General features: G+C 44.0%; 14 protein-coding genes. 5 read left to right on the top strand and 9 right to left on the bottom strand.

Features of this window, described 5'->3' with window-relative positions; translation table 11 throughout:
- Position 1: 1 nt before the first annotated feature.
- Complete coding sequence (locus tag BACCELL_RS04400) at positions 2-1,525, bottom strand: PCMD domain-containing protein (protein ID WP_007210368.1); 1,524 nt, start codon at positions 1,523-1,525, stop codon at positions 2-4.
- 370 nt (positions 1,526-1,895) lie between these two features.
- On the bottom strand, positions 1,896-2,861 hold the full coding sequence (locus BACCELL_RS04395) for a DUF4925 domain-containing protein (RefSeq protein WP_007210365.1): 966 nt from the start codon (positions 2,859-2,861) through the stop codon (positions 1,896-1,898).
- Between the two features lie 627 nt (positions 2,862-3,488).
- Between BACCELL_RS04395 and aroC the strand changes: the two genes are divergently transcribed.
- Entirely contained in the window at positions 3,489-4,565 is a 1,077-nt protein-coding gene (gene aroC / locus BACCELL_RS04390) for a chorismate synthase (RefSeq protein ID WP_007210363.1), read from the top strand.
- Between the two features lie 43 nt (positions 4,566-4,608).
- Entirely contained in the window at positions 4,609-5,964 is a 1,356-nt protein-coding gene (locus tag BACCELL_RS04385) for a dipeptidase (RefSeq protein ID WP_007210362.1), read from the top strand.
- Positions 5,965-5,978: 14 nt separating this feature from the next.
- Here the strand turns inward: BACCELL_RS04385 and porE are convergent, their stop codons facing one another.
- From porE to mutA, 5 genes are all read right to left on the bottom strand, one after another.
- Positions 5,979-7,982 carry a PorE family type IX secretion system protein gene (gene porE / locus BACCELL_RS04380; protein WP_007210361.1) on the bottom strand — a complete coding sequence of 668 codons (2,004 nt, stop codon included), beginning with the start codon at positions 7,980-7,982 and terminating at the stop codon, positions 5,979-5,981.
- A gap of 61 nt (positions 7,983-8,043) precedes the next feature.
- A complete protein-coding gene (locus tag BACCELL_RS04375) occupies positions 8,044-10,257 on the bottom strand; it encodes a DNA topoisomerase 3 (RefSeq protein ID WP_007210360.1) in 2,214 nt (737 codons plus the stop codon).
- Positions 10,258-10,387: 130 nt separating this feature from the next.
- Positions 10,388-13,753 carry a glycosyl hydrolase family 28-related protein gene (locus BACCELL_RS04370; RefSeq protein ID WP_007210359.1) on the bottom strand — a complete coding sequence of 1,122 codons (3,366 nt, stop codon included), beginning with the start codon at positions 13,751-13,753 and terminating at the stop codon, positions 10,388-10,390.
- Positions 13,754-13,947: 194 nt separating this feature from the next.
- Positions 13,948-16,095, bottom strand: coding sequence for a methylmalonyl-CoA mutase (scpA, locus tag BACCELL_RS04365; protein ID WP_007210358.1), 2,148 nt, complete (start codon positions 16,093-16,095; stop codon positions 13,948-13,950).
- A gap of 1 nt (position 16,096) precedes the next feature.
- On the bottom strand, positions 16,097-17,956 hold the full coding sequence (gene mutA / locus BACCELL_RS04360; RefSeq protein WP_007210357.1) for a methylmalonyl-CoA mutase small subunit: 1,860 nt from the start codon (positions 17,954-17,956) through the stop codon (positions 16,097-16,099).
- A 348-nt stretch (positions 17,957-18,304) separates the two neighbouring features.
- Here mutA and BACCELL_RS04355 point away from each other — a divergent pair, with 348 nt between their 5' ends.
- Positions 18,305-19,966, top strand: a complete 1,662-nt coding sequence (locus tag BACCELL_RS04355; protein WP_007210356.1) for a putative transporter — start codon at positions 18,305-18,307, stop codon at positions 19,964-19,966.
- An 84-nt stretch (positions 19,967-20,050) separates the two neighbouring features.
- On the opposite strand, the gene BACCELL_RS04350 is transcribed toward BACCELL_RS04355, so the two are convergent.
- Positions 20,051-20,677: a cytidylate kinase-like family protein gene (locus BACCELL_RS04350; protein ID WP_007210355.1), complete on the bottom strand. Its 627-nt coding sequence runs from the start codon at positions 20,675-20,677 to the stop codon at positions 20,051-20,053.
- Positions 20,678-20,760: 83 nt separating this feature from the next.
- Positions 20,761-22,113: an MATE family efflux transporter gene (locus BACCELL_RS04345; RefSeq protein WP_007210354.1), complete on the bottom strand. Its 1,353-nt coding sequence runs from the start codon at positions 22,111-22,113 to the stop codon at positions 20,761-20,763.
- An 851-nt stretch (positions 22,114-22,964) separates the two neighbouring features.
- Here BACCELL_RS04345 and BACCELL_RS04340 point away from each other — a divergent pair.
- Together BACCELL_RS04340 and BACCELL_RS27240 are read left to right on the top strand one after the other, a co-directional pair.
- Positions 22,965-24,869, top strand: a complete 1,905-nt coding sequence (locus BACCELL_RS04340; RefSeq protein WP_007210351.1) for a hypothetical protein — start codon at positions 22,965-22,967, stop codon at positions 24,867-24,869.
- Between the two features lie 160 nt (positions 24,870-25,029).
- On the top strand, positions 25,030-26,098 hold a 1,069-nt coding region (locus BACCELL_RS27240; RefSeq protein WP_007210350.1), incomplete at its 3' end, for a TonB-dependent receptor plug domain-containing protein.

Below are 26,098 nucleotides of genomic sequence, written 5' to 3'. Positions count from 1 at the left end.
CTTATTCTCCCAGAACTTCCAATTCATCAACAATAAGCGTACTACCTACAGCACCTTTAAACTTATCACCTTCTTTACTTGAAGAACAGATAATAGCCAATTTATAAATTTTCTCTTTATCATAAGCCTTACCTTCTAGATATTCAAATGGAACATTGAATGCCGTCCATTCTGCCTTATCAGTGCCATCTTCTAAACGCGCAACAGCTACACGATAGTCAGAATCATTGATATCAACACCTGTAAGAATAACATCTTTACCATCAGCACCTACTGCTTCATATAGAACAGCCTGAATAGCACACTCATCCTGAATACCAAGATTATCCTTAATATTATTCTTATCAGAACCATCAACATAATTATCACCACCTTTATACTTATAAACTCCTTTTAATGATAGTGGAATTTTATCATAAGGAATTCCGAACTCAGTCATCTTTAAAGGGGCTGTTATAGCTGTCATAAAATTAAAATTAAACTTACCTGTAAATAAAGAACCTGAAGCTAAAGGAGCATTTTTAGCAGTTAAAGCATTTCCTCTCGCATCTAAGGTAACCAACTTAGCAGCTTTTCCTTTATAACCAGCTTCTTCCACCATTACAGGATATCCCACCGGATTAGCACTACCATTCACCATTTTCACACCACCATTAGATGATGCTAACTGATCGGCAGGTTGAGGAGCCCAATATTCAGCATAACTCCCTTCTTTTACGGTTTCCCATTCATCAAGAGGAAACTTCATTAAAGAGGTTTTACTAGGAGATATCACCTTATAAATAGTAGCAGTACCATCTTCTGCAACTACCGTATAAACCACAGTCTGAGAGAAATCGGCAGTTCCACCTTCCACAGAGTAAGTAGCCTTATCAGAAACTTTAACAGTAGGAACCAAAGCTTTCAACTCTTCTGAAGTAGCATCATCAAGTACCTTGAAAGTAAATGTATTAGTAGCTTCATCCAACTTGGGTTGTTCAGTTACAACTGCATTCGCTTCATTACTTGGATCAAAAGCAAAACTAAGAATCTTTGCTTCACTACTTTCTGAACCATTAAGGCGTTTCCCTTCATATACCACTTTTACTTGTTGGCTCTCCCCATTCACAACGGCAGCAATATCCATATCAATCTTTACCTGACCATTTGCGACAGTACCTGCTGCATTTATAGTACAAGACAAAGTTTGCACATCCAGCTTCTGAACCCCTGTAAAAGTGTAAGTATCACCTTTCTTAGACAGTTCACAATTACTCAATTCAACATCCCCCACTGGTATACCCATAAAACTGAAATCTTTCAAAGAAAGATTGATAGCAGCAGGACCCGCCTTTGCTACAGATATTTTTTGTGGAATGTCCTTTCCCAAAAGTTGACCTTGAACTGTTACATTCAATGTTCCTTTATAGTTACCTACAATTTCCCCATCAATCGCTGTAGAATAGTCTGGATCATCATCACTACAAGCTATAAACAAACTCATTGAACAGACCAATGCAAACAAATAAAATAAATTCTTCTTCATAATTTTTGTTGTTTAGTTAATACAAGCCTTCTCTACAAAGGCAATAATGTTCTGTTTTTACATCACAATAAATCAAGGATGCAAAATAACAGCTTTTAAAGAATATCTAAAAGGTCTATTCTACTTATTAATGTTCTATTTTTAATAAGAAGTTTATTAACCTCTTTATCTAAATTTAAAAAAACAAAAGTGCTTTGAATTAAAAAAACAACTAAAAACATTTGATTGTTTTCAAGTTCAAGAATTATTTATAGAACCCAAAAAGGACTGTATAATTCCATACATTTACAAACACGTTCACAGATAACATATAATAAAAAAAATGAGGATACTCTTCCGAATATCCTCATCCTATTTTTCTAAATTTGAATTAGTTTCTCACTAAATCCAATCCTAAATTAAAGTTCGTCGTCACTGACCAATATCCCCCTATCATCTGAATAAACATTCCAGCAGCCTGTGCTTCTTCCGGTACTACACCACCTGCAACCAACGCATTCCAAAGTATAATCAAGTCATTTGTTAGTACTGGTTCTCCAAAATTATCAGTTTCCCCTGTACTACGAAGCGTGAACAGATTATCAAATGCACTCTTATCTAAGTAAATATGAACATGGCCATTATCAGCTATTTTAATATTCATTGGTATCCCATCTTTAGCCCAACTTGTTATTTGGTTAATGGTAGCATTTTGTATTCCACTAAGATCAGCATTCAACAAACCACCAAGCAAAGCTTTAACAGTAGCCGGATCTCCACTCAATACATTTTCTATAATTTCCCCCATACCACTTGCATCGCTTCCAGTAGCAGCAGTTAAAATAGCAGGAATATTCAGTTTTACAACAAATTTTCCATTCTTTTCACTCCAATATGCCAGATCCTTAGGAGAAGTTGTAAAACCACTTGTCACAAAATTAGCTTTTACATCACTCACAGAAGGAAAAGCACCCGTAAAGAAAATAGATATTATAGAAGAGGGATCCATAGCTATTTCAGGGCTTGCAACATAATCAGCAATTATGCTTCCACTTTTGTCTAAAGTGATTGAATTCAAGACTTGAGGCAAAATAGAACCACCCAAATATCGAAATAGAGCTGAAATAAATTCTGGATAATTATCTTCTCCAGTAAATTGCCAATCAGTATACAAGGCGCCTGTCATAGGCCAATTCTTTGTAGTCTCATTTTCTGTCCATTCATAATCCTCTGCTGTATATTCTGCTATTTTATAAGTTCCAATCCAAGGACTTACTTCATCATCATCATCATCACAAGCAGTAAACAAGCTCATTGAGCAAATCAATGCAAACAAATAAAACAAATTTTTCTTCATATCTTTGTTGTTTAGTTAATAATAGCTCCCCATCACTGGGTAACCGTGCTTTTTCTTTTATCACTTTTGGGGTGCAAAATAACCGCTTTTTATCACACCAAACAAGGTCAATACATTAATATTTTTGTCCTTTTTTTAATCTTTTCTCTAAAAAGATCTCTCTACATCACCATTTCCGTGCTCCATTTATATAGGAAATGGGAGGCGTCTCTCCCCTTTATCCAGGGCTACACCATTTACTCTAAAGGGTGTAGCTATCATACCCAAAGGGTGTAGCCATACACGGTAAAGGGTGTAGCCCTTTTCAATCGCCCCCACAAGCACTTCTGGGGCACCCTCACCGCACCCAGGACGTACTTGCTCCGTACCAAGTCCGCAGTTTCTCCGTCTAAAGGTACTTCTGACCGAAGAATGTACGGAGCAAGTACGGTTCAGATACAGTTCGGGTACGATCCTGGTACAATTCAACACAGGATAAAAAACACCTCATTCCATAAAAAAACAATATTTCTTTCTTTTCATGAGAAAAAATCCATAACTATTTGTTATCTTTAGGCATCCAAAAGCTTTTATTCAAAGGATTTGGCATGAATAAACCTTATACATAAACCATTAAAGCAAAAGATTATGTTCAACTCATTCGGCAACATTCTCCGCCTTACCAGCTTTGGGGAGTCACATGGTAAAGGCATCGGAGGCGTCATTGATGGATTTCCCGCTGGTATCCGCATTGACATGGATTTCGTGCAAGCGGAACTGAATCGTCGCCGTCCCGGGCAATCCCTCATCACAACGGCACGGAAGGAAGGTGATAAAGTAGAATTCCTTTCAGGTATCTTCGAAGGTAAATCGACAGGATGTCCCATAGGATTCATAGTATGGAACGAAAATCAACATTCCAGTGATTATGATAATATGAAGGAAGTGTACCGCCCCTCGCATGCGGATTATACATATAAGGTGAAATACGGCATTCGCGACTATCGTGGCGGCGGACGTTCATCGGCACGCGAAACCATTTCACGCGTAGTGGCAGGTGCGCTTGCCAAACAAGCACTCCGTCAACTGGGCGTACGCATTACGGCATATACCTCACAGGTAGGCCCCATCCGTCTGGAAGAAAATTATACCGCTTATGACCTTGATCTTATAGATACCAATCCTGTACGTTGTCCGGACCCTGTAAAGGCGAAGGAAATGGAAGAACTGATTTTCAAGATCAAGGGAGAAGGTGACACTATCGGAGGTGTAGTGACGTGTGTCATCAAAGGATGTCCTATCGGACTGGGACAACCAGTATTCGGCAAATTACACGCTTCGCTTGCCTCGGCCATGCTCAGTATCAATGCTGCCAAAGCATTCGAATACGGCGACGGATTTAAAGGCCTGAAGCAAAAAGGTTCGGAACAAAATGACGTATTCTTCAATAACTGCGGACGTATTGAAACGAAAACCAATCACTCCGGCGGTATTCAAGGCGGCATCAGCAACGGACAGGATATCTTCTTCCGCGTTGCATTCAAGCCTGTAGCCACCGTGCTTATGGAGCAACATACGGTCAACATAGATGGGATAGACACCACACTGAAAGCCCGCGGTCGCCATGACCCATGCGTATTGCCACGTGCAGTACCCATCGTAGAGGCAATGGCTGCCATGACCATACTTGATTTTTATCTTATTGACCGTACTACACAATTATAGAAGTGGTAGGGTGTTAAAGTAATTCACCTTATTATATATATTTATGAACGAAATACAGAAATACATTTCAAAGAATGAATCCAAGATGCTGGAAGACCTGTTCAGCCTCATCCGTATACCAAGTATCAGTGCAAAACCGGAACACCATGATGATATGCTGGCCTGTGCAGAGCGTTGGGCACAACTTCTGATTGAAGCTGGTGCAGACGAAGCATTGGTGATGCCCTCAAAAGGCAATCCGATTGTTTTCGGACAGAAGACAGTAGATCCTACAGCAAAAACAGTTTTAATATATGCGCATTACGACGTGATGCCCGCAGAGCCGTTAGAACTGTGGAAAAGTGAACCTTTTGAACCGGAAATACGTGATGAACACATCTGGGCACGCGGTGCGGATGATGACAAAGGGCAAGCATTCATCCAAGTGAAAGCTTTCGAATACCTTGTGAAGCACGGTATGTTGAAGAACAATGTCAAGTTCATTTTCGAGGGTGAAGAAGAAATAGGTTCACCCAGTCTGGAATCTTTCTGTGAAGATCATAAAGAACTATTAAAAGCCGATGTCATTCTCGTATCGGACACCAGTATGCTGGGGGCGGACTTACCCTCACTCACTACAGGACTCCGCGGACTGGCATACTGGGAAATAGAAGTAACCGGACCTAACCGCGACCTGCATTCAGGACATTTCGGCGGCGCTGTTGCCAATCCTATCAACGTACTATGCGGCATGATTGCCAAAGTGGTAGATGCGGATGGACGTATCACGGTACCCGGTTTCTACGATGACGTAGAAGAAGTGCCGCAGGCAGAACGTGATATGATTGCACACATTCCGTTTAATGAAGAAAAGTACAAAAACGCTATTGGCGTAAAAGAACTGTTCGGAGAAAAAGGTTACAGTACGCTGGAGCGTAACAGTTGTCGCCCTTCATTCGACGTTTGCGGCATCTGGGGTGGATATACCGGTGAAGGTTCTAAAACAGTACTTCCATCCAAAGCTACAGCAAAAGTATCCTGCCGTCTGGTTCCGCATCAGGACCACCACAAGATTTCACAAGTGTTTGCCGATTATATTCGGAGTATTGCTCCGGATACGGTACAAGTGAAGGTAACACCGATGCACGGAGGACAAGGTTATGTATGTCCTATCAGCCTGCCTGCCTATCAGGCCGCTGAGAAAGGTTTTGAAAAAGCATTCGGAAAAAAGCCACTGGCTGTGCGACGCGGAGGAAGTATCCCTATCATTTCAACGTTCGAACAGGTGCTTGGCATTAAGACAGTGCTCATGGGGTTTGGATTAGAATCAAATGCCATCCACTCACCCAACGAAAACTTCCCGCTCGATATTTTCAGAAAAGGTATTGAAGCGGTGGTGGAATTTCATATTAGCTTGTAGCTCGTAGCTGCAACTCATTGATACGTCGTCCTCAACACCTTGAACTCTGTACGACGGTTAATCGCATTACAAATCTCCTGCTGTTCCGGTGGGAGATTTTTTATAAACTCTTCTGTCAACACATCTCCCTCTTTCAGGAAAGGTGCTGATTTCAGCGTAAACTTGGTCACTGTTTTAGGTTGCTGTTCACCATATCCTTTCGGTGTAAGACGTTCCGGATCAATCCCTCCCTTAATAAGATAGCGTACAACAGACTCTGCACGGCGTTGCGAAAGACGAAGATTATAATCGTCATTTCCTTTATAATCACAATGCGCAGAAAGTTCGATAGTAACATTCGGATTGTCATTCAACAACTCTATCAGTTCATCTAGAGCCACTGTAGATTCTGATGTCAGATCAGCCTTATCAAACTCATAAAAAATATTCTCTATCAGTACAGGGCGGGTAATGGAAGATAGCGGAAACTCAAGTTCATAGAGGCGATCCTCATTAATATTTTCCGTTGCCATTTCTTCTTTGTCATTCAAATAACCACGGCAGGAAGCCAGCAGGGCATAACGGCATCCCGGTGCGAGCTCTTGAGTGAAAGTACCGTCTTTCTTCACGTTTATCTTTAAATAAGTACCGTCATCCCCCACCAAAGTGACAAGCGCATCAGAGAGCGCATCTCCCTCCTTATCGTACACCAATCCTTTCAAGACATGATGTACCTCAGGAAACTCAAAACTATAAATATGATCCCAACCACGGGCATCTCCACGGTTAGAAGAAAAGAAACCCCGATTGGGAGCACCAGGCTCAAAAGTCATACCGAAATCGTCACCCTGTGAATTCACCGGAAACTGCATATTTTCAATACGCCATCGCCCCGTCAGGCTGTCTGTTATAGCACGGAATATATCCAGCCCTCCCATACCAGGATGTCCGGTAGAAGAGAAATACAAAGTACCATCCGGCGAAAAGGTAGGAAACATCTCATCAGCAGAGGTGTTTATTTCAGGTCCCAGATTGTCGACATAGCCGAAACCATCGCGGGTTATGTTGATACGCCACAAGTCCAACCCTCCCTGCCCACCGGGCATATCAGATACAAAATAAAGATAATCACCCGCAGGAGACAACACCGGATGAGCAACAGAAGAAAGCGTATCATTCAGAATTGCACATTTCTGAGGAGCTCCCCACTCTGCTCCGGCACGCTGAGAAACATAAATCTCGGCATAAGCTGGTGCATTGGGCAAGGTCCGGCAGCGAGTAAAATACATTGTTTTACCATCCGACGAAAAAGAGCAGGCACCCTCTTCAAACTCACTATTCACTTCCGAAGCAAGCGGTTCAGGCTTCTGCCATTGTTTCTTTTCATTCCGTTTAGAATGAAATATATCAGCACTCTTCATCCCGGTAATACCGTTCAGGTCAGTACCTTTCGCTTCATTACGGGTAGAGGTGAAATACAAGATATCGGGATCATCTCCCGCATACATAGGAGAATAATCGCTACGGCGGGAAACAAGAATAGGCACCCGTTTTACAATATACCGGGTAGGCTTCTTTTTCCATTCCTGCGCCAGACGACAAGAGGTGAGTCCGATTTGTGTCAGAGAGTCTTTACGTTCTTTCCCGGTAGGCAAGGTCTGTGCGTAAGCAAGGTAATTCTCATAATAAGGTATAGCCGCTGCATACTCACCATTCTTACGGAGCATTTCCGCCAGATAAAAATGAGAGAGAGTATCCGGATAACGATAACGGACAGCATTCATATAAGCGCCTTTAGCCTTCAATGTATAATTGATGCGACGGTAACAATCGCCTTGTTTATAGGCCAGTATGCCCCGTTGCGAACGATCTTTCGGAGAAGTACGGGTATAGGCGGTTTTATAATGACGGGCAGCATCAAAGTATTCACCACGAGCATAGCTTTGCTCTGCATGGCGCAAACTCCGTCCCACTCCACAGGAAGTGAGAAGTAAACCGACAGAAAGAAAAAAGAAAAGAAAACGCCTATATAATCTCATGCTCCATTACTTTTCATAGCTCATTCTAATAAACTGAAAAATCGGCAGATTATTGTATCTTTCATTCCGAACCAAACGCCTGACGAAACGTACATCCGTTCTTCCATTCAGAGCAACCATAAGCGGTTTTACCTTTAATAATGGTTCCTTTGCCGCACAACGGACAAACTTGTCCCTCAACAGAATCTGTTTGGGCAGAATCTGTTTGAGTTGCATCTGTCTGAATATTCCCTGGCTGCGAAGCACCATCAACCGGTGTGACAGATTTAGCTTCAGCAGCCTTTTTCCGCGGTTTACTCTGACGCTTAGGCTTCGAAGCATCTTTTTCTTTAGCAGCTTTCCCGTTCTTACCGTCGGCAGTCGCTTCCTGCACAGCCTGTACAATTGTAATATGCCGGTTACTGTTATCCGAAAGCACGCTCATCACAACTTCGGAAACCATCTGTTTCAGTTCCTCAAGAAATTGTGCAGCATTATATGTTTTCTTTTCAATCTCCCGGAGCTTCTTTTCCCAGATACCCGTCAGTTCGGCAGACTTCAGCAGTTCTTCATGGATAATCTGAATAAGTTCGACGCCTGTGGGTGTAGCAATCAGGTTTTTCTTTTCCTTGCGGATATAATTGCGTTTGAACAAAGTCTCAATAATTGCTGCACGCGTAGACGGCCTGCCGATGCCATTCTCTTTCAGGGCATCCCGCAATTCATCGTTATCCACCAGTTTACCTGCGGTTTCCATGGCACGCAACAAGGTAGCCTCTGTATAAGGACGAGGCGGCTGCGTCCACTTCTCATATAAATCAGGCACATGGGGTCCGCTTTCACCTTTCACAAAAGCAGGTAATACATTCTCTTCCTCTCCCGGGTCTTTTTCTTCTTGCGACTGTGCCCCCGGAGTTCCGAATATAACTCTCCATCCCGGTTCCAGAATCTGCTTACCGGTAGTCTTGAATTCAATCTCTTCAACTACCCCCAACACCGTAGTAGTGGCAAACTTACAATCCGGATAAAACACTGCAATAAAACGACGCGCTATCAGATCGAAAACGCGACGTTCCATATCCGTCAGGTTCTGCGGATATTGCCCTGTAGGGATAATAGCATGGTGATCCGTTACCTTTGAATTATCAAAAACTTTTTTGGATTTCAGCAAAGTAGTGCCATCCAAAGATGTCGTAAACGTAGCGTAGTCACGCAGTCCTTTCAGAATGCCCGGACATTTCGGGTAGATATCATCACTTAGGTAAGTGGTATCTACACGCGGGTAGGTAGCCACCTTCTTCTCATATAATGACTGAATAATTTTCAGAGTTTCATCAGCAGAATAAGCAAACTTCTTATTACATTCCACCTGTAGGGAAGTCAAATCAAAAAGACGGGGGGGAGCTTCCTTTCCTTCTTTCTTGGTTACATTGGTAATGGCAAAAGGAGAATTCCGTATTTGTTCCAGCAATGCCGCCCCTTGCTCTTGGCTGGCAATAGGATCAATACCCCGGTTTTCTTCTTCCTTTTTGGGCTTCTTCCCGGCAGCGATAGCTTCCTTATTCTTTTCAGCTTCCAGAATCAGCTCTTCCTCACTTTTCCGGATTATGGCAGAAAACGTTGTATCACGATATACAGTCTTCAATTCCCAATATTGTTTGGGTACAAAATTCGCTATTTCCAACTGCCGGTTTACAATGAGTGCCAACGTTGGCGTCTGCACACGACCAATGGAAAGTACCTGTTTATTCTGTCCATACTTCATTGTATAGAGACGGGTTGCATTCATTCCGAGCAACCAGTCGCCAATAGCCCGGCTCAGTCCGGCTTCATAGAGCGGTTGAAACTCTTTCTGATCCTTCAGTTTGGCAAAACCTTCACGAATGGCTTCTTCCGTCAACGATGAAATCCACAACCGCTTTACCGGACAGCGTGCACCGGCTTTCTGCATCACCCAACGCTGAATTAACTCTCCCTCTTGCCCGGCATCACCACAATTTATAATCATGTCGGCTTTCTGCATGAGGGTTTCTATCGTATGGAATTGCTTCTCGTAAGTAGGATTACTGATTAGTTTTATTCCGAAACGGGGCGGTATCATGGGCAGACTTCCCAGGCTCCATGATTTCCAGTTCGGGGTATATTCATGCGGTTCTTTGAGTGTACAGAGGTGACCGAAAGTCCAGGTAACCTGGTATCCGTTCCCTTCGATGTATCCGTCTCTCCTGTCTTTCGCTCCTAATACATCAGCAATGTCACGCGCCACAGAGGGCTTTTCGGCAATACAAACTATCATTCATCTCTTTTTTAGTCGGGCAAAAGTAGTATAAATCGAAAGCAGAAGCAAATTTATTTGCACTATGCTAAGATACAGCCCATTTTCGGGAAGCAAAGGTACAAAAAAGAGATGAATGATAAAAAATGAATTAATCTTTAAAGAATAATTTCTTCCTCAGTACATTTGTACCATTGGTTGCAATAACGATATAGAAACCTTTTTGCATACCTGATAATTCCAGAAAATTAGCGTTGGTATCTTGCAAAAGCAGGCGTCGGCCGGACAAGTCAACGATCTCGATCCGGGTACTCATATCATTCCCTAAGCCACTCCAGGACAATTGGCCGTTGTAGTAAAACATTTCTGCCGCAGACGAGGAAGCATCCGGTAAAATACCGGTTGAAGGATCATCTACGCAAGCGGCATAAAGTTCATGAATCGACCAGTAATTACCCTTAGTTCCCGTTTGCACAATCTTGAATTTTGAAGTTTCTTCCGCCGGGAAAGAGATAATTTGTACTGATCCCGCATTCTTACCCGAAGCAACAAGTTTCCATGTGTCGCCTTCATCGGTACTCAGATACAATTCATAACCTGCCGGACCATCATTCGGACTCTTCGATGTGTCCAGAATAATCCGGTTCAGTTTCTGTGCCGCTCCCATGTCCACCATCACCCACTGTCCGGCTTGCTGCGAAGCGCTTGTATCCCAACGTGTGGAGGCATCATCATCAATGGCTTTACCCGCATTTGAATTGTTCGTACTGGCCGTGATCTTCCATTTCAGACGATTTAACAGTGCATCCGTAGTAGTGAAAACAGGTGCAATCGTCAAGTTATTCTCCCACACAGCTATCTTATCAATAGTTCCGGCAGCCACATCGGTTACAGTAGACGTAACAGAAGCCTGCTTCTCGTGTCCTTCGCTAATGAAGGCAGCCTCGTCTTTCATATTTACGACAGCATTGTGTAAAACGATAGTACCTGTAGTCTTGGGAAAGTTCATGAAGGAAGTCCCTCCGGACGTACTGAAGTTCACCAGATTCAGATTCATTTTTCCACTTTCCACAACGACACCATGCTTGGCACTTCCCCAGAAATCCGCACCAAAAAGAGTTACCTCACCCGAAAAGCCTGCACGAGTAGTCAGAAAGCGGGTTTCTGTATATGTGTTACTTTGATCCTCAAGGGCTACAACCTGAGAATTAATCATATCAAAGCCAGCCGGATCGAGCGCCTCGTAAACCACGGAATTCCAGGAACCATCAATACCCAATCCAAGGGAGCAACCCGATGCGGCTTTACCCTGATCGGCTTGAAAGACGATGCCCTCGAAACCACCATAGTGGAAGTCATTGTACAAAATCTGATTACGGCAATCGCCCACGGTGATGAAACGTAATTCTGTCTGATTCTGCCAATAAGCCTTGTCCTGATCTGCTTTTGCACTGTTGGGCCATGAACCAAACTTTGTTTCTTCTCCACAAGCATACACTATCGTATTGAACTGCATATTGCAGACCCGCCCACCTTCTGAACCGCCACCGATGCGGATTGCATTCATAAAAACATGTCCTGCCAGATAATCGACATAATGATTGTCACATTTATAAGTAAACAAATCCAGACCGTTGTATGCAGCACGCAAACCTACATTCACTACATACACATCCTTTCCCAGCGCCTGAATACAATAAGGATATTCAGTTACAGTAGGCAATGCGGAAGATACCTGCTCGGGATAGTCAAACGACAATCCACGCACGCCACTACCTGCTGAGAGTTTCAGGAAAGCCTCTCCTTGTACCTGTCCGCGCCCTGCATAGACTTCAAGAATACTGCCATGCCCACGTGGAATAGTAGCAAAATCAGAAGCGCCCCGCAGTTCCACACCTGTAGGAACTGTCAGATTCCCCAGCACTTTATAACGCCCGCCGGGCAGATATACAATACCTCCACCTTCACTGGCAGCCTTATCCAATGCCTTCTGAATAGCTTCCGTGTTATCCTTAGCCATCTCCAGTCCCGAACGGATATCTATTTGAAGCCACATACTGGTTGAGCTGGCAGTAAATGGTACCACAAAGGGTTCGGCTCCAAAGTCAAGTACATTATACAACGCCATACGCAAAGGCTTGGTTTCCGGTACTTTCATTTCCGGGAACTCCGGCAAAGGCTTCATCTCTACAGGCGTATGATCAATGCGGCATTCAAAGAGGGATTGATTATTGATATCCGCTTTCTTCGCAAAACGATTACCTGTAAGGATTGCACGGGCATCAGAACCAATATATACTTGCGGCGCGTCATTATTAAAGTCTGTATCCGAAACGATGAGATCACCTCCCAAACCTTTTACTTCCCCCTTATTGACAGTACACTGCTGCATCATCAATTTAGAAGAAATGCCTTGTTCCAGCAATACTGCCGCATCCGAGGCAGATATTTCACACCCATAGAACTGTACCGGTCCAGTACTGGCGGATGTCACTACCACACCTTTTTCGCAATCTTCAATGTGGGCCCGTGTAAACATGATACCTGCCGATGAAGTACCATCCACATAAATGCCCGTCTCGCAGTTCCGCAAATTGAACTCATAATTATGTCCGTTAGGTGCACCGTCTCCTCCTACGCAAAGTCCGGTACTAAAACCTTTATTATAGCCTTCAATATCCACATAGCATGTATACGACCAGTCGTTACGACGCATCACAATGCCTGTTCCATGCTTATAGATCCAGTCAGCATAGGCTTCACCTGCCTGCGGCGCTCCTTCCAGACCGGAGTCCGCCCAATAATCGGGTGAGAAATGTATCCACTCAAAACGCCCTACATCGGCTATATGGTCAATCTCGATACCACGTGACAGCGGAGTGCCATACACATCATAGATATTGGGACAACCGCCCCCGTTTTTCCTCGACAGCACGATGCCGCTATAAGAATTCACCAATGTCACATGACGCACATTGCAGTAATCGTTTCCCCATACGCCCTCACGCCCGTACAAGATAGTGGGCGGATAAGGTTTTATATTATCAGGATCCTGGTGCGGATACCAGATAGTAAGGTGTGTCAATGCAGTAGACGGTTCCATCGTGATAAATGCACCGGATTCTGTCTCAGATCCACTTTGCGTATCCACCATCAGGATGGTTCCTTCCACTGGCTTGCCTTTCACCGGCCGTTTCCATTCTCCACGCATCGTAACACCGGTAGGAATGAACAACTTTCCGGAAATACGATAACGACCAGCCGGAACAAACAATACACCACCACGGCGATTTTCGCCTAATTTAGTCAATGCCGTCTGGAAAGCATCCAACGAATTTTTCACACCCGTAGGATCGGCATTAAAGTCAGTAGTCACAGTATAGGTAGCCACCCCTACATCTTCTGCCGGATATTCATCCGACGCGATTAATTTCCAGTTACCGGGTTTATCAGCAGACTGCGATCTTACACCCAAAGCCAATAAGGCTAACAAACTAAAAAGTAGTAATTTCTTCATGCGATATTATTATTAGATTATGGTTCTTCTATAAGCAAGAATAATAGCGCAAAGATGTGGTGGGACAGTTAATAAGAGAATTAATCTGGAATTAAAAACAAACTAATTTTCGTGTACACCGCTTAAAAACAAAAAAGCAGGGTGTTTTTTAACACCCTGCCTCTCTAAAATTATCGAAATTATCAATAAAAGCTTTATTCTTCGTCCATCATGATTTCCAGAATCTGGCAAGCAGCCTTGGCAACCGGAGTACCAGGACCAAAGATAGCAGCTACACCGGCCTTATAGAGGAAATCATAATCCTGTGCAGGAATTACACCACCGGCAATTACGATGATATCCTCACGACCTAATTTCTTCAACTCTTCGATGATCTGCGGAACCAGTGTCTTATGTCCGGCAGCCAGTGAAGATACGCCCACTACGTGAACGTCATTTTCAACAGCCTCGCGGGCAGCTTCGGCAGGTGTCTGGAACAACGGTCCCATATCCACATCGAAACCACAGTCGGCATATCCGGTAGCTACAACCTTAGCACCACGGTCGTGACCGTCCTGACCCATCTTGGCAACCATAATACGGGGCTGACGTCCCTCTTTCTTCGCAAACTTTTCAGTCAACTCGCAAGCACGCTTGAAGTCACTGTCATTCTTACTTTCTGATGAATACACGCCTGATATAGTTCTTATTATTGCTTTATAACGTCCTACAATCTTTTCGCAAGCATAAGAGATTTCTCCCAATGTAGCGCGAACACGGGCAGCTTCCACTGCCAATTCCAGCAAGTTGCCTTCCTTGGTTTCCACGCATTTGGTGATAGCCTCCAATGCTTTCTGCACTTCAGCCTCATTACGTCCTTCTTTCAGACGCTTCAGGTTCTCAATCTGTTCCAGACGAACTGCTGTATTGTCGATTTCAAGGATATCAATCGGAGCTTCTTTCTCCAAGCGATACTTGTTCACACCAACGATAGTCTGAGAACCGGAGTCGATACGGGCCTGCGTACGTGCAGCAGCTTCTTCGATACGCATCTTAGGAATACCGGTTTCGATAGCTTTCGCCATACCACCCAATTTTTCAACTTCCTGAATGAGTTCCCAAGCCTTGTGAGCCAGTTCGTTTGTCAGAGACTCTACATAGTAAGAACCACCCCACGGGTCAACATTCTTGCAGATGTAAGTTTCTTCCTGAATATAAATCTGAGTGTTACGTGCGATACGTGCAGAGAAGTCCGTCGGCAATGCAATAGCCTCGTCAAGTGCATTGGTGTGCAAAGACTGAGTATGTCCCAGTGCAGCAGCCATGGCCTCGATACAAGTACGGCCAATATTGTTAAACGGATCTTGCTCGGTCAGTGACCAGCCCGAAGTCTGAGAGTGTGTACGCAGAGCCAGAGATTTCGGGTTCTTCGGATTGAACTGTTTCACAATCTTCGCCCAAAGCATACGTGCAGCACGCATCTTGGCAATTTCCATGAAGTGGTTTGTACCGATAGCCCAGAAGAAAGACAGACGCGGAGCAAAAGCATCAATATCAATACCCGCAGCTGTTCCGGCACGGAGGTATTCCAAACCGTCGGCCAACGTATAAGCCAACTCGATGTCCGCCGTAGCTCCCGCTTCCTGCATATGATAACCGGAGATAGAGATAGAGTTGAACTTCGGCATCTTCTGAGAAGTATATTCGAATATATCGGAAATAATCTTCATGGAGAATGCAGGCGGGTAAATATAGGTATTACGCACCATGAACTCTTTCAGAATATCATTCTGGATAGTACCGGCCATTTCTTCCAACTTAGCACCCTGTTCCAGGCCGGCATTAATATAAAACGCAAGAACCGGAAGCACAGCACCATTCATTGTCATGGACACGGACATCTTGTTCAAAGGAATACCATCGAAGAGAACCTTCATGTTTTCCAGTGAACAGATAGATACACCGGCTTTACCTACGTCACCTACCACACGTTCGTGGTCTGGATCGTAACCGCGGTGTGTAGCCAAGTCAAAGGCAACGGACAAACCTTTCTGTCCGGAAGCCAGGTTACGACGGTAGAATGCATTCGACTCTTCAGCAGTAGAGAATCCGGCATACTGACGGATTGTCCAGGGACGCAATGTGTACATCACAGAGTACGGACCACGCAGGTAAGGAGGCAAACCGGCAGCATATCCCAGATGTTCCATGCCTTCCAGGTCTTCCTTTGTATAAACAGGCTTCACTTCAATGTGTTCCGGCGTTTTCCAATCAGCATGGATGCCGTTAGCCTTTTGCCACTCAGCACCGTTTGCAGGCTGAAATGCGGCATATATATCTAAGTTCTTAAAATCTTTTCTCATCTTACTTCAAAAGTTTAGCGTTGAATTCCTTTAATGTTTCCAGCACGTTAACGCGAACATGGATAAAGTTCTCGATACCGACAGCCTTCAGTTCTTCCATGTTGGCAGGAGCACCGGCTACGATAAATATGGCACGGCCATCCAAAGCCTTGAAGGCAGGAACAGCATATTCTGCATATTCATCGTCACTCGAACACAATACCACGATGTCAGCTTTGGCAGCCATAGCGGCCTCTATACCGGCTTCCACTGTGGGGAAACCAAGGTTGTCAACCACCTCATATCCGGCACAAGCCAGGAAGTTGCAAGAGAACTGAGCACGTGCCTGACGCATAGCCAGGTTACCGATAGTCAACATAAATGCTTTCGGACGCTTACCGGAAGCTTCCGTTTCGAGACGCAACGCTTCAAATTCACTGGCAGCACGGTCGAAATTCAATGTCTGAACATCTTTTTCGCAAGTGTCATGACCACCGCAGCAGCAAGTAGCTTCAAGCGGTTTCTTCTCACCTGCCTTCTCATTGAAGTTCGGGAACTGATTGGTACCCAACAATACTTCGCGACGCTGGGCAACAGCTTTATGACGGGTCTTGTTACTTTCGTTCACAGCAGCCTGCACCTTACCAGCTTTTACTGCTGCATAGAAACCGCCTTCTTCTTCTACCGCAAGGAAGAGTTCCCATGCTTGTTTAGCGATGGATACAGTCAGGTTTTCAATATAATAAGAACCGGCAGCAGGGTCAATCACCTTATCAAAGTGAGACTCTTCTTTCAGCAACAACTGCTGATTGCGCGCCATACGTTCAGAGAATTCATCAGGAACCGCATACGTTTTGTCGAACGGGCTCACAGTCATTGAGTCCACACCGCCCAAAGCAGCACTCATAGCTTCTGTCTGCGTACGCAGCAAGTTCACATGAGCGTCGAACAAAGTAAGGTTGAATGTAGAAGTCTCAGCGTGAACACGCATCTTAGCAGCACATTTAGCTTCCGCATCATAAGAAGCCACAATGTTTGCCCACAACATACGGGCAGCACGGAACTTAGCTATTTCGAGGAAATAGTTGGAACTGATACCGAAATTGAATTTAATCTTCCTGGCAACTACAGCAGCAGGAACTCCGGCTTCAGTCAGTTGATTCAGATATTCATTACCCCAGGCAAGAGCATACCCCAATTCCTGATAGATATAAGAACCGGCATTATTCAGTGTCAGAGCCGTTACATTCAGTACACGGTATTCCGGCAGAGCATCGGTTGCTTCAATCAAGGCTTTGGTTGTTGCCAGCATATCGCCCTTTTCTTTACCTTTGGCCAGCATCTTGTCGAAGAAATCATAGCCGATAGAACCTTGCAATTTCGTCAGGTCATATTCTTTCTTCCGGAAGTAAGCTACCAGGATTTCCGCAAGTTTCACTACATGTCCCTGGCACGTGTAGAAGTTCAACTCTACACAATCAGCGCAGATACCTTCGAGCAATGTCTCGATGTATTCGGCATTGAGTTCTTTCGCCTTCACACGGAACGCCAGTGAATCTACGCCTTTATTCAGAATATCCAGCGCTTTTGTGTTAGCTTCCTTCGGGCATTCCACCTTGATTTCCTGGCGTACCAGCCATTCGTTGTTGTCTTTCTTGGTGCCTCTGAGATAAGGGAATTCACCGGGAAGTGCATCCGTCGTTTTCAGTCCTTCGAGGTCTTCCATGCGATAGAAAGGTTTCACCTTGAATCCTTCGTTTGTTTTCCAAACGAGTTTCTTCTCAAAATCAGCGCCTTTCAGGTCGGCTGTAACTTTGTCCATCCACTGTTCGGTGGTGGTGGGAGCAAAGTCTGAGAAGAGTTTTTCTTTACTGTCTGCCATAGTTTATTTTATAATTAAAAAGATAATGAGTAATCTCTTCACTTGCCTATTTGTCTAAAATAGGACTTGCAAATATACTCAATAACTTAATAACACAAGGTTTTTTAAGTAAAATTCGCATGAAGATATGACATTCTGGAAGCATGATTTCCGTATGTATATGCATGATTGCAAAGTGCACCTTACATTTTAGAGTAAAAACTTATATTCAAGTATACTACTCAATTATCCTCTGCCCATGCCTGTACTCAAAAGAAAAACTCCCGGAAACCCTTTGCTACCTCCCTTTTAATGCCTACCTTTGCGCGAAATTTAATAAGCAAATAAAAAAGATAAACAAAAGTAACTATGGATTGGTTAGAGAGTTTGTTATGGGACCCTGCCTCCGTCGCCCATATCGTATGCTTGTATGCATTCGTAATATCTGTCGGCGTGCTTTTGGGCAAGATCAAGATTTTCGGGATATCGCTGGGAGTCACATTTGTACTTTTCACTGGTATCCTGATGGGACATTTCGGCTTTACGGGTGAGACACACATTCTGCACTTCATCCGCGAATTCGGATTAATTCTATTCGTATTCTGTATCGGTCTGCAAGTAGGACCGTCGTTCTTCTCTTCCTTTAAGAAAGGAGGCATGACACTGAATATGCTTGCAGTAGGTATAGTTGTACTGAATATTGCAGTAGCTTTGGGCATTTACTTCATCGACGGAGGAATCGACCTCCCCATGATAGTAGGTATCCTTTACGGTGCAGTCACCAATACTCCGGGTTTGGGTGCCGCACAGGAAGCATTGAATCAACTGAACTACACGGGTGATCCCATCGCATTGGGATACGCCTGCGCTTATCCGCTCGGTGTTGTCGGTATCATCGGTTCTATTATTGCTATCCGCTACATCTGCCGGGTGAACCTGAAAAAGGAAGAAGACGAACTCTCTACACAGACTTCTGATATGAAGCACATGCCGCACATGTTGCATCTGGAAGTTCGCAATGAATCTATCGATGGAAAGAAGCTCCTCCAGATCAAAGAGTTTATGGGACGTCCTTTTGTATGTTCACGCATACGCCACGATGGACACGTCAGCATCCCCAACCAAGATACGGAATTTCATATCGGAGACCAGGTATTCATCGTATGCTCCGAGGAAGATGCCGAAGCGGTAATCGCTTTTATCGGTAAAGAAATTCAAGTGGACTGGGAAAAACAAGATATGCCAATGGTTTCACGCCGCATATTGGTGACTAAGTCCGAAATCAACGGTAAGAAACTGGGTAGCCTGCATTTTCGTAGCATGTATGGAGTGAATGTAACCCGCATCAACCGTTCCGGTATGGATTTGTTTGCCGATCCGAATCTGATATTGCAGGTAGGTGACCGCGTTATGGTCGTGGGTCAGCAAGATGCTGTAGAACGGGTTGCCGGTGTATTGGGCAACCAGTTGAAGCGTCTGGATACACCGAACATTGTGACTATCTTCGTGGGTATTTTCCTGGGTATTCTGCTAGGTAGTCTTCCTATCGCTTTCCCGGGCATACCTACTCCGGTAAAACTCGGTTTGGCCGGTGGTCCGTTGGTGGTTGCTATTCTTATCGGACGGTTCGGACATAAATTGAAGCTGGTGACTTATACAACCATGAGTGCTAATCTGATGCTGCGCGAGATCGGTATTGTACTTTTCCTTGCCAGTGTAGGCATCGAAGCCGGTGAACACTTTGTACAGACCGTAGTAGAAGGTTCCGGACTATCATATGTAGGCTATGGTTTCCTGATTACCGTAATTCCTTTGCTGATTATCGGTATGATTGCCCGCTTTTATTGCAAAGTGAACTATTTCACTTTAATGGGATTAATTGCAGGTAGTAATACCGACCCTCCTGCACTAGCGTATGCCAACCAGGCATCCGGTAACGATGCTCCGGCAGTAGGCTATTCTACGGTTTATCCGCTGACAATGTTCCTGCGTATTCTGGCGGGACAAATGATATTGCTGACAATGATGTAATACAAGTTGCATTTTAGCAAAAAGAGAGGTCATGTTCGCATGACCTCTCTTTTTTAATTTCACCAGATTATAAACAACTCCGCTTCACTTGATTTTGAGTTTCACAAACTCCTCCACAAAATCTATTGTCTTCTCAATTCCCAGCACCGAAGAATCAATGCAGAGATGATAAGTTGCCGCAGCTCCCCATGTCTTGTAACTATAATAATTGTAGTACTCCGAACGTTTTTTATCTGCCTTGCTCATCATATTTTCCGCCTCTTCTTCCGAAATGTGATGCATAGCGCAAAGACGAGCAACACGTGCCTCATGCGAGGCAGAAATAAAAATATTGGCGCAACGGGGATGCTCCCGGAGAATATAATCGGCACAACGGCCTACAAAAAGACAGGACTTCTCAGAGGCCAGCTGACGGATCACATCACTCTGCACTTTGAAAAGCGCGTCATTACTAAGACAATTTTGGGTAGGTAAAGCGCCATCTCCCACAAAAGGGAAACGCATACCGAAAAGTCCGCCGATGATTCCCTGCGAAGCACGCTCATCAGCTTTCTCAAAAAATTCACGACAGAGGCCACTCTCCTTGGAAGCCAGAGTTATCAACTCCTTATCATAGAAATCGATGCCCAAGCGGGCTGCCAACTTCTCCCCTATCTCCTTTCCGCCGCTTCCCAATTGGCGACCGATGTTCACAACGAATTTCTTATTCATAGCTTCAATCTAAATATTGGTTTACTGATAGCAAAAGTAAGGATTTATAGGAAAGAAACCAAAAAAGTCACACGTTTTTCGCCCTATCCTTCCGCTCTCTTGAATTTACGGAACTGCCTTACCAACATTACCAGCGCTACCAGGCTGGCAAGTAAATCGGAGAATGGCATACTATACCACACACCTGCCGCACCGAAAAAACGGGGCAGGATTATCAATGCCGGAAGCAGGAAAAGCATCTGGCGCGTAAGAGAAAGGAAAATAGCCTTACTGGCCATTCCGATACTCTGGAAGAAATTAGATGTCACCATCTGGAAACCGATAATAGGGAAAAACATCACTACGACCCGCAAACCACGTGCCGAGATTGCTATCAATTCCTCATCAGAAGTAAATATAGAAACTACCAGCTCAGGTATAAGCATTCCCATCAGAAAACCGGAAGTAGTGACAACTGTTGCAAAGATGATTGTCAGTTTCAACACCCGGGAAACGCGCGCGTATTGCTGGGCACCAAAGTTATATCCAGCAATGGGCTGCATACCTTGATTCAGTCCCATCACAATCATCACAAATATAAATACCAGTCGATTGACAATGCCGAATGCACCGATGGATAAATCTCCTCCATAGCGCTTCAGCCCTTGATTGATAACAATCACAATAAAACATGCCGCCAGATTCATGAGGAAAGGAGACATACCGATAGCAAGCGAATCTATCACAATCTTACGACGCAAGCGGAAAATGCCGCGGTGAAAGTGCAAGAGTTCGTCTTTATTGCTGAATATCTTGAATTGCCACAGTAATGAAATGACCTGGGCAATGATAGTGGCAATAGCGGCTCCACGGATACCCCAACCGAAGCCATAAATAAATAGAGGGTCAAGTATCGTGTTGATAACAACCGTAGCAATAGTGGCATACATCGCTTTCTGCGGATGTCCGGAAGAACGCAACACAGCATTCAAGCCCAGATAAAGGTGGGTGACGACATTGCCAAGTAAAATGATCTGCATATATTCGCGGGCGTACTTCACCGTCTCATCACTACCGCCGAAAAAGTAAAGGATGGGATCGAGAAATATCATCGTCACTACCGTAAATGCTAATCCCAGCACTATATTCAGGACAAGCACATTACCTAATATCCGTTGAGCCGTATCATAGTCTTTCTGCCCTAACTTTACAGAAACCAGCGTAGAAGCGCCCACTCCCACCAACGAACCGAACGCTGCTGCAAGATTCATCAGAGGAAAAGTAAGTGCCAGTCCCGAAATAGCCATTGTGCCCACTCCGTGACCGATAAAAATGCTGTCCACCATATTATATAAGGAAGATGCCGTCATGGCGATAATTGCCGGCACTGCATATTGCATCAGTAGTTTTCCAATCTTTTCTGTTCCCAACGCTGTGGGTGCCTTTTGTCCTGTCATACCTATTTCTTTATTTTCAGGGCGCAAAGGTACTCATTTTCCCGCAAGCAAACAAAAGAAGACGAGAAATAGATTATTTGTAGTGTTATTTCTTCAAGAGGTATATCATGCTAATTTCGGCTATTATGGTTCAATAGATATCACCGATTTGATTATACAAGAAGTTATGCAAAACAACTAATACACTATATATCAAGCAAATAAATTTCAATCAAATACAATAATAAAAAAAAATGGGGTTCATTCGGGTTCATTTGGGTTCAAGGTTCACTATGAACCCTACGTGCCACGTATTTATGTGGGAAAAAAGCTGTTTTTGTAATATAATAAGAACTATTTATAGACCATCTTCGCACCCATTCATCTTCGTATCCCGACAGAGTATAGTCAGAACATTTGCAATACAGTATTATTTTCGTACATTACATAATAAATGGGAGTGAACCTACACCCCCAAAAACACATATTATCCACAAAATCAAAAAGCAATTAATACACTCATTATCTGATGATTAATAAAAATTTCAGAAATTTCATACTGACAGATAGGGTTCATAGTGAACCTTGACCCCTGTGAACCCTGCGCAACAGTAAAACGATGTTACAATAAACAAATATGGATACAATATCATCCCCCTATCATCTATCCCACTAAAAAATCAACTATTAAAAGAGCAAACAAAATTATAGCAAGAGGGAACAAAACTATTGCAGAAGCAAATGAATACCCATGAAGCCCGCTGGAGAGTGTTAAAGTCCCGGTTCAGAGATGATTTTACTAAAATAGAATACGATTTTCATACCTCCGGAAAAGATTCGCGCTTACATTTGTCCCTCAAATACGGAAATACATGAAAACTCTATCTTATCACCACTTTATTTTTCTGTTGGCCGGACTTCTTTTTGCAAGTACCGTAAATGCCCAGACAGCCTATATGCACGGTTCTACTTATGAAGAACGCGGTCATTCACTCATCGACCAGATGTTACAGACCCAACCGGTAGACAACGGTAACATAAAATATGTGTCGCCTTTCTACTTCGCCCGCTTATGGCGTGACTGTGAAAAGGAAAAAGCCATAGAAAAACTAACCAAAATGTATCAATATCAACTGGACCATGTGGAAGCGTTCTATAACTCCGGCTCAGATATGGATTTCTTTGCCCATGCCACCATGCACGGCTACATGCTCACCAAAGAAAAAATGCCGGACTCGCTGCGAGAAAAGATTAAAGCCTTCATGAAAATAGGCAAATATACCAGAGATAACGGTACGCTGAACATGAAACTCATGCATCAGACCAGCGGATTGCTCTGCGCCGAAGAATGGCCCGACTTTACAGATGCCGACGGCAAAACCTCCGTCCAGCTAAAAGAATTCCTGCATGACAGGATCGTACATACATTAAAGCAATTCATCACCCATAACTGTCCTGAAGCGGATGCTTTTACCTATCTGGGAACTAATCTTCAATATATCAGGATGCTTGCCGAATTCTCTAAAAACGAGGAGATACGTAAAAGCGCTTTAGCAGCTTACCACCATATCATAGCACAATTACTGTTACCCTGGAATCAAGGCCTGTATTGTGCCAATCCTCCCCGTTGTAAAGGTTGGAAAAATTTATATACGGGTAATTTGAGCACCGGTGTACAGATCGTTCAGCTAACCTGGCTATTCTACGGTAGCCCCGATGAACGTATCATCCTCCGTGAAGCTGCAAACAGAGACAATTTCGGCTGTTTCAACTTCTGGCTGGCCTACGAACGCACTGTAAAACCACTCCCTTTTCTGCAAGCTCTGAACAACTCGAAAAGCTATCCTTATGATTTCAAAGCTTTACGGATAGACAGCAAGCATTACTATTGCCGCTACACTTATCAAAGTCCGAATTACGGTTTATCCACCCAGACAGTGGAAGCTTTTCCTGAAAAACTGAAAGATTTCCAATACACCTACGCATTTAAAGAGACTAAGAACATACACCTTGTCTGGCAATCGGATAATTCGGAAGCATCCGTGTTCAGTGTGTGCCATGATAACCCCGAACGCCCTCAGATTTATCAGACACACTCCAACAAGCTGGGGTATGGGGAGAATCCTTATCACCGTGTCTTCGGATACGAAAAAAGTGCCATTGGCGTATATAATGTAGCAGAGAACTATATGAATATCCCCCATTTCTATCAGATGTACGTACCATTCAGCCGCAAGGGCATAAAAAAGAGAATGGTGAAGAAAATCAACGGGTTGCAATGGATATTGTGTCACACCGGTTCCATGATGTTCGCTTTTGCCACTCCGGAAGAATGGACTTTTGAGGTTTCCGGCGGCAAATATGATATAAAAGCACACGATGTTCTCATCCTGAAAGACAAGAAGCGTCGCAGAGGCTCCTGGGTACTGGAAACGACTGAAATCACCGAACAATACAAAGATGCCCGGGGAGATATGAAAGCTGAACTGGAGAATTTTGCCAACGATATCCGCAAAAAGGTAAAGTTTAACTGCTCCAGCGACTATGAAACGGGTGAAACTCCGGGAATTTCATATACCAACCTACAGGGAAACACACTGGAACTGACATTCTTTTCCCCCGAAACAGCCTATAGCGGACAGTATAAACTGAACGGAAATCCTGTAAAACTGAATACCGAATACATATCTCAAAGCAAATATATGAAGCAAAAAGCCAATAGTAACGTTCTTCTGTTCCACACCCCAGAAGGTATAAAAACCTGGAAATTGGAATAACGTACCAAAGTTGGGAAAAACAGTCGTTTGAGACCTTTTTTATAGGTTTTGAAACGATTTTCCATATCCCTTCCCACCCCATCGGCTACTTTTGCGAATGAAAAACAAACTTGCTTTATGCATATTTAAAGAAATTAATAGTATCTAAAAAATTTAATTTATGGAAAACAGAATCACACTCTCAAAACGTGTGGAAGGAAAATCCCGACTTTGGGTGACTTTACTCCTTCTATGCTTCTGTAGTTTTACTTGGGCACAAGTAAAAGTTACCGGCGTTGTAACAGACCCGTCGGGTGAAGCCATTATCGGTGCTAACATCGTAGAAAAAGGTGTACCGGGAAACGGCACGATCAGCGACATCGACGGAAACTTTACCTTAAATGTGAAAAGCAACAAGGCCACAGTAACCGTCTCTTTCATTGGCTACAAAGACAAAACAGTAGCTCTCAACGGAAGTACAAACCTGAAAGTTACATTGGAAGAAGATTCTCAGTCATTGGATGAAGTAGTGGTAGTGGGTTACGGTTCCGTGAAGAAAAGTAATCTGACGACTTCCGTATCCAAGATGACCTCCGAAGCCATTGAAGGACGTCCGGTCACCAATCTGAGTGATGCCCTCTCCGGTCAGCTGGCCGGTGTGCAAACCCAGACCAACAGTGGTATTCCGGGTGAAGAAATGCAAATTACCGTACGTGGTGTCAGTTCTATCAACGGTTCTTCCAATCCCCTCATTGTAGTGGATGGAGTCATCACCGAAAATATGAGCAATGTGAACCCGTCCGATGTAGCGTCTATCCAAGTATTGAAAGATGCGGCAGCCACTTCTATCTATGGTGCACGCGGTTCTGCCGGTGTAATCCTGATTGAGACCAAACAGGCTCAGAAAGGTGCTCCTGTTGTTAAATGGGAATCATACTTAGGTTTCCAGAACGCCGTAGGCCTGCCCGAAATGATGTCTCCTAAAGAATGGATGGCATACAACCTGTATCTGAAAAATGCGATGTGGCTGCAAAAAGACGGCAATAACACACTGGATACCCCCAATAAAGACCGTCCGAGCGGTGACCGCGTGAACCCGGACTGGCTGCTGAACCCTAATTCCGACACAGCCGACTGGACATTGCGTTCCGATCTTCCTCAGACTGATTGGGTTGACGCCATTCTCCAGACAGCTTTCACCCACAGTCACCAGGTATCGGTTTCCAGCAAAGGCGACAGATATTCTATCT

This window comes from Bacteroides cellulosilyticus DSM 14838 (assembly GCF_000158035.1).
In the GTDB taxonomy this organism is placed as follows: Bacteria; Bacteroidota; Bacteroidia; order Bacteroidales; family Bacteroidaceae; genus Bacteroides; species Bacteroides cellulosilyticus.
Note: the sequence above shows the minus strand (reverse complement) of the source record. Positions and strands in the feature narration are given on the sequence as shown.

Bases quoted from the DNA above. Each gene is read 5' to 3' on its own strand.
- BACCELL_RS04400 (WP_007210368.1), bottom strand. From the start codon at position 1,525: ATGAAGAAGAATTTATTTTATTTGTTTGCATTGGTCTGTTCAATGAGT.
- BACCELL_RS04395 (WP_007210365.1), bottom strand. From the start codon at position 2,861: ATGAAGAAAAATTTGTTTTATTTGTTTGCATTGATTTGCTCAATGAGC.
- aroC (WP_007210363.1), top strand. From the start codon at position 3,489: ATGTTCAACTCATTCGGCAACATTCTCCGCCTTACCAGCTTTGGGGAG.
- BACCELL_RS04385 (WP_007210362.1), top strand. From the start codon at position 4,609: ATGAACGAAATACAGAAATACATTTCAAAGAATGAATCCAAGATGCTG.
- porE (WP_007210361.1), bottom strand. From the start codon at position 7,982: ATGAGATTATATAGGCGTTTTCTTTTCTTTTTTCTTTCTGTCGGTTTA.
- BACCELL_RS04375 (WP_007210360.1), bottom strand. From the start codon at position 10,257: ATGATAGTTTGTATTGCCGAAAAGCCCTCTGTGGCGCGTGACATTGCT.
- BACCELL_RS04370 (WP_007210359.1), bottom strand. From the start codon at position 13,753: ATGAAGAAATTACTACTTTTTAGTTTGTTAGCCTTATTGGCTTTGGGT.
- scpA (WP_007210358.1), bottom strand. From the start codon at position 16,095: ATGAGAAAAGATTTTAAGAACTTAGATATATATGCCGCATTTCAGCCT.
- mutA (WP_007210357.1), bottom strand. From the start codon at position 17,956: ATGGCAGACAGTAAAGAAAAACTCTTCTCAGACTTTGCTCCCACCACC.
- BACCELL_RS04355 (WP_007210356.1), top strand. From the start codon at position 18,305: ATGGATTGGTTAGAGAGTTTGTTATGGGACCCTGCCTCCGTCGCCCAT.
- BACCELL_RS04350 (WP_007210355.1), bottom strand. From the start codon at position 20,677: ATGAATAAGAAATTCGTTGTGAACATCGGTCGCCAATTGGGAAGCGGC.
- BACCELL_RS04345 (WP_007210354.1), bottom strand. From the start codon at position 22,113: ATGACAGGACAAAAGGCACCCACAGCGTTGGGAACAGAAAAGATTGGA.
- BACCELL_RS04340 (WP_007210351.1), top strand. From the start codon at position 22,965: ATGAAAACTCTATCTTATCACCACTTTATTTTTCTGTTGGCCGGACTT.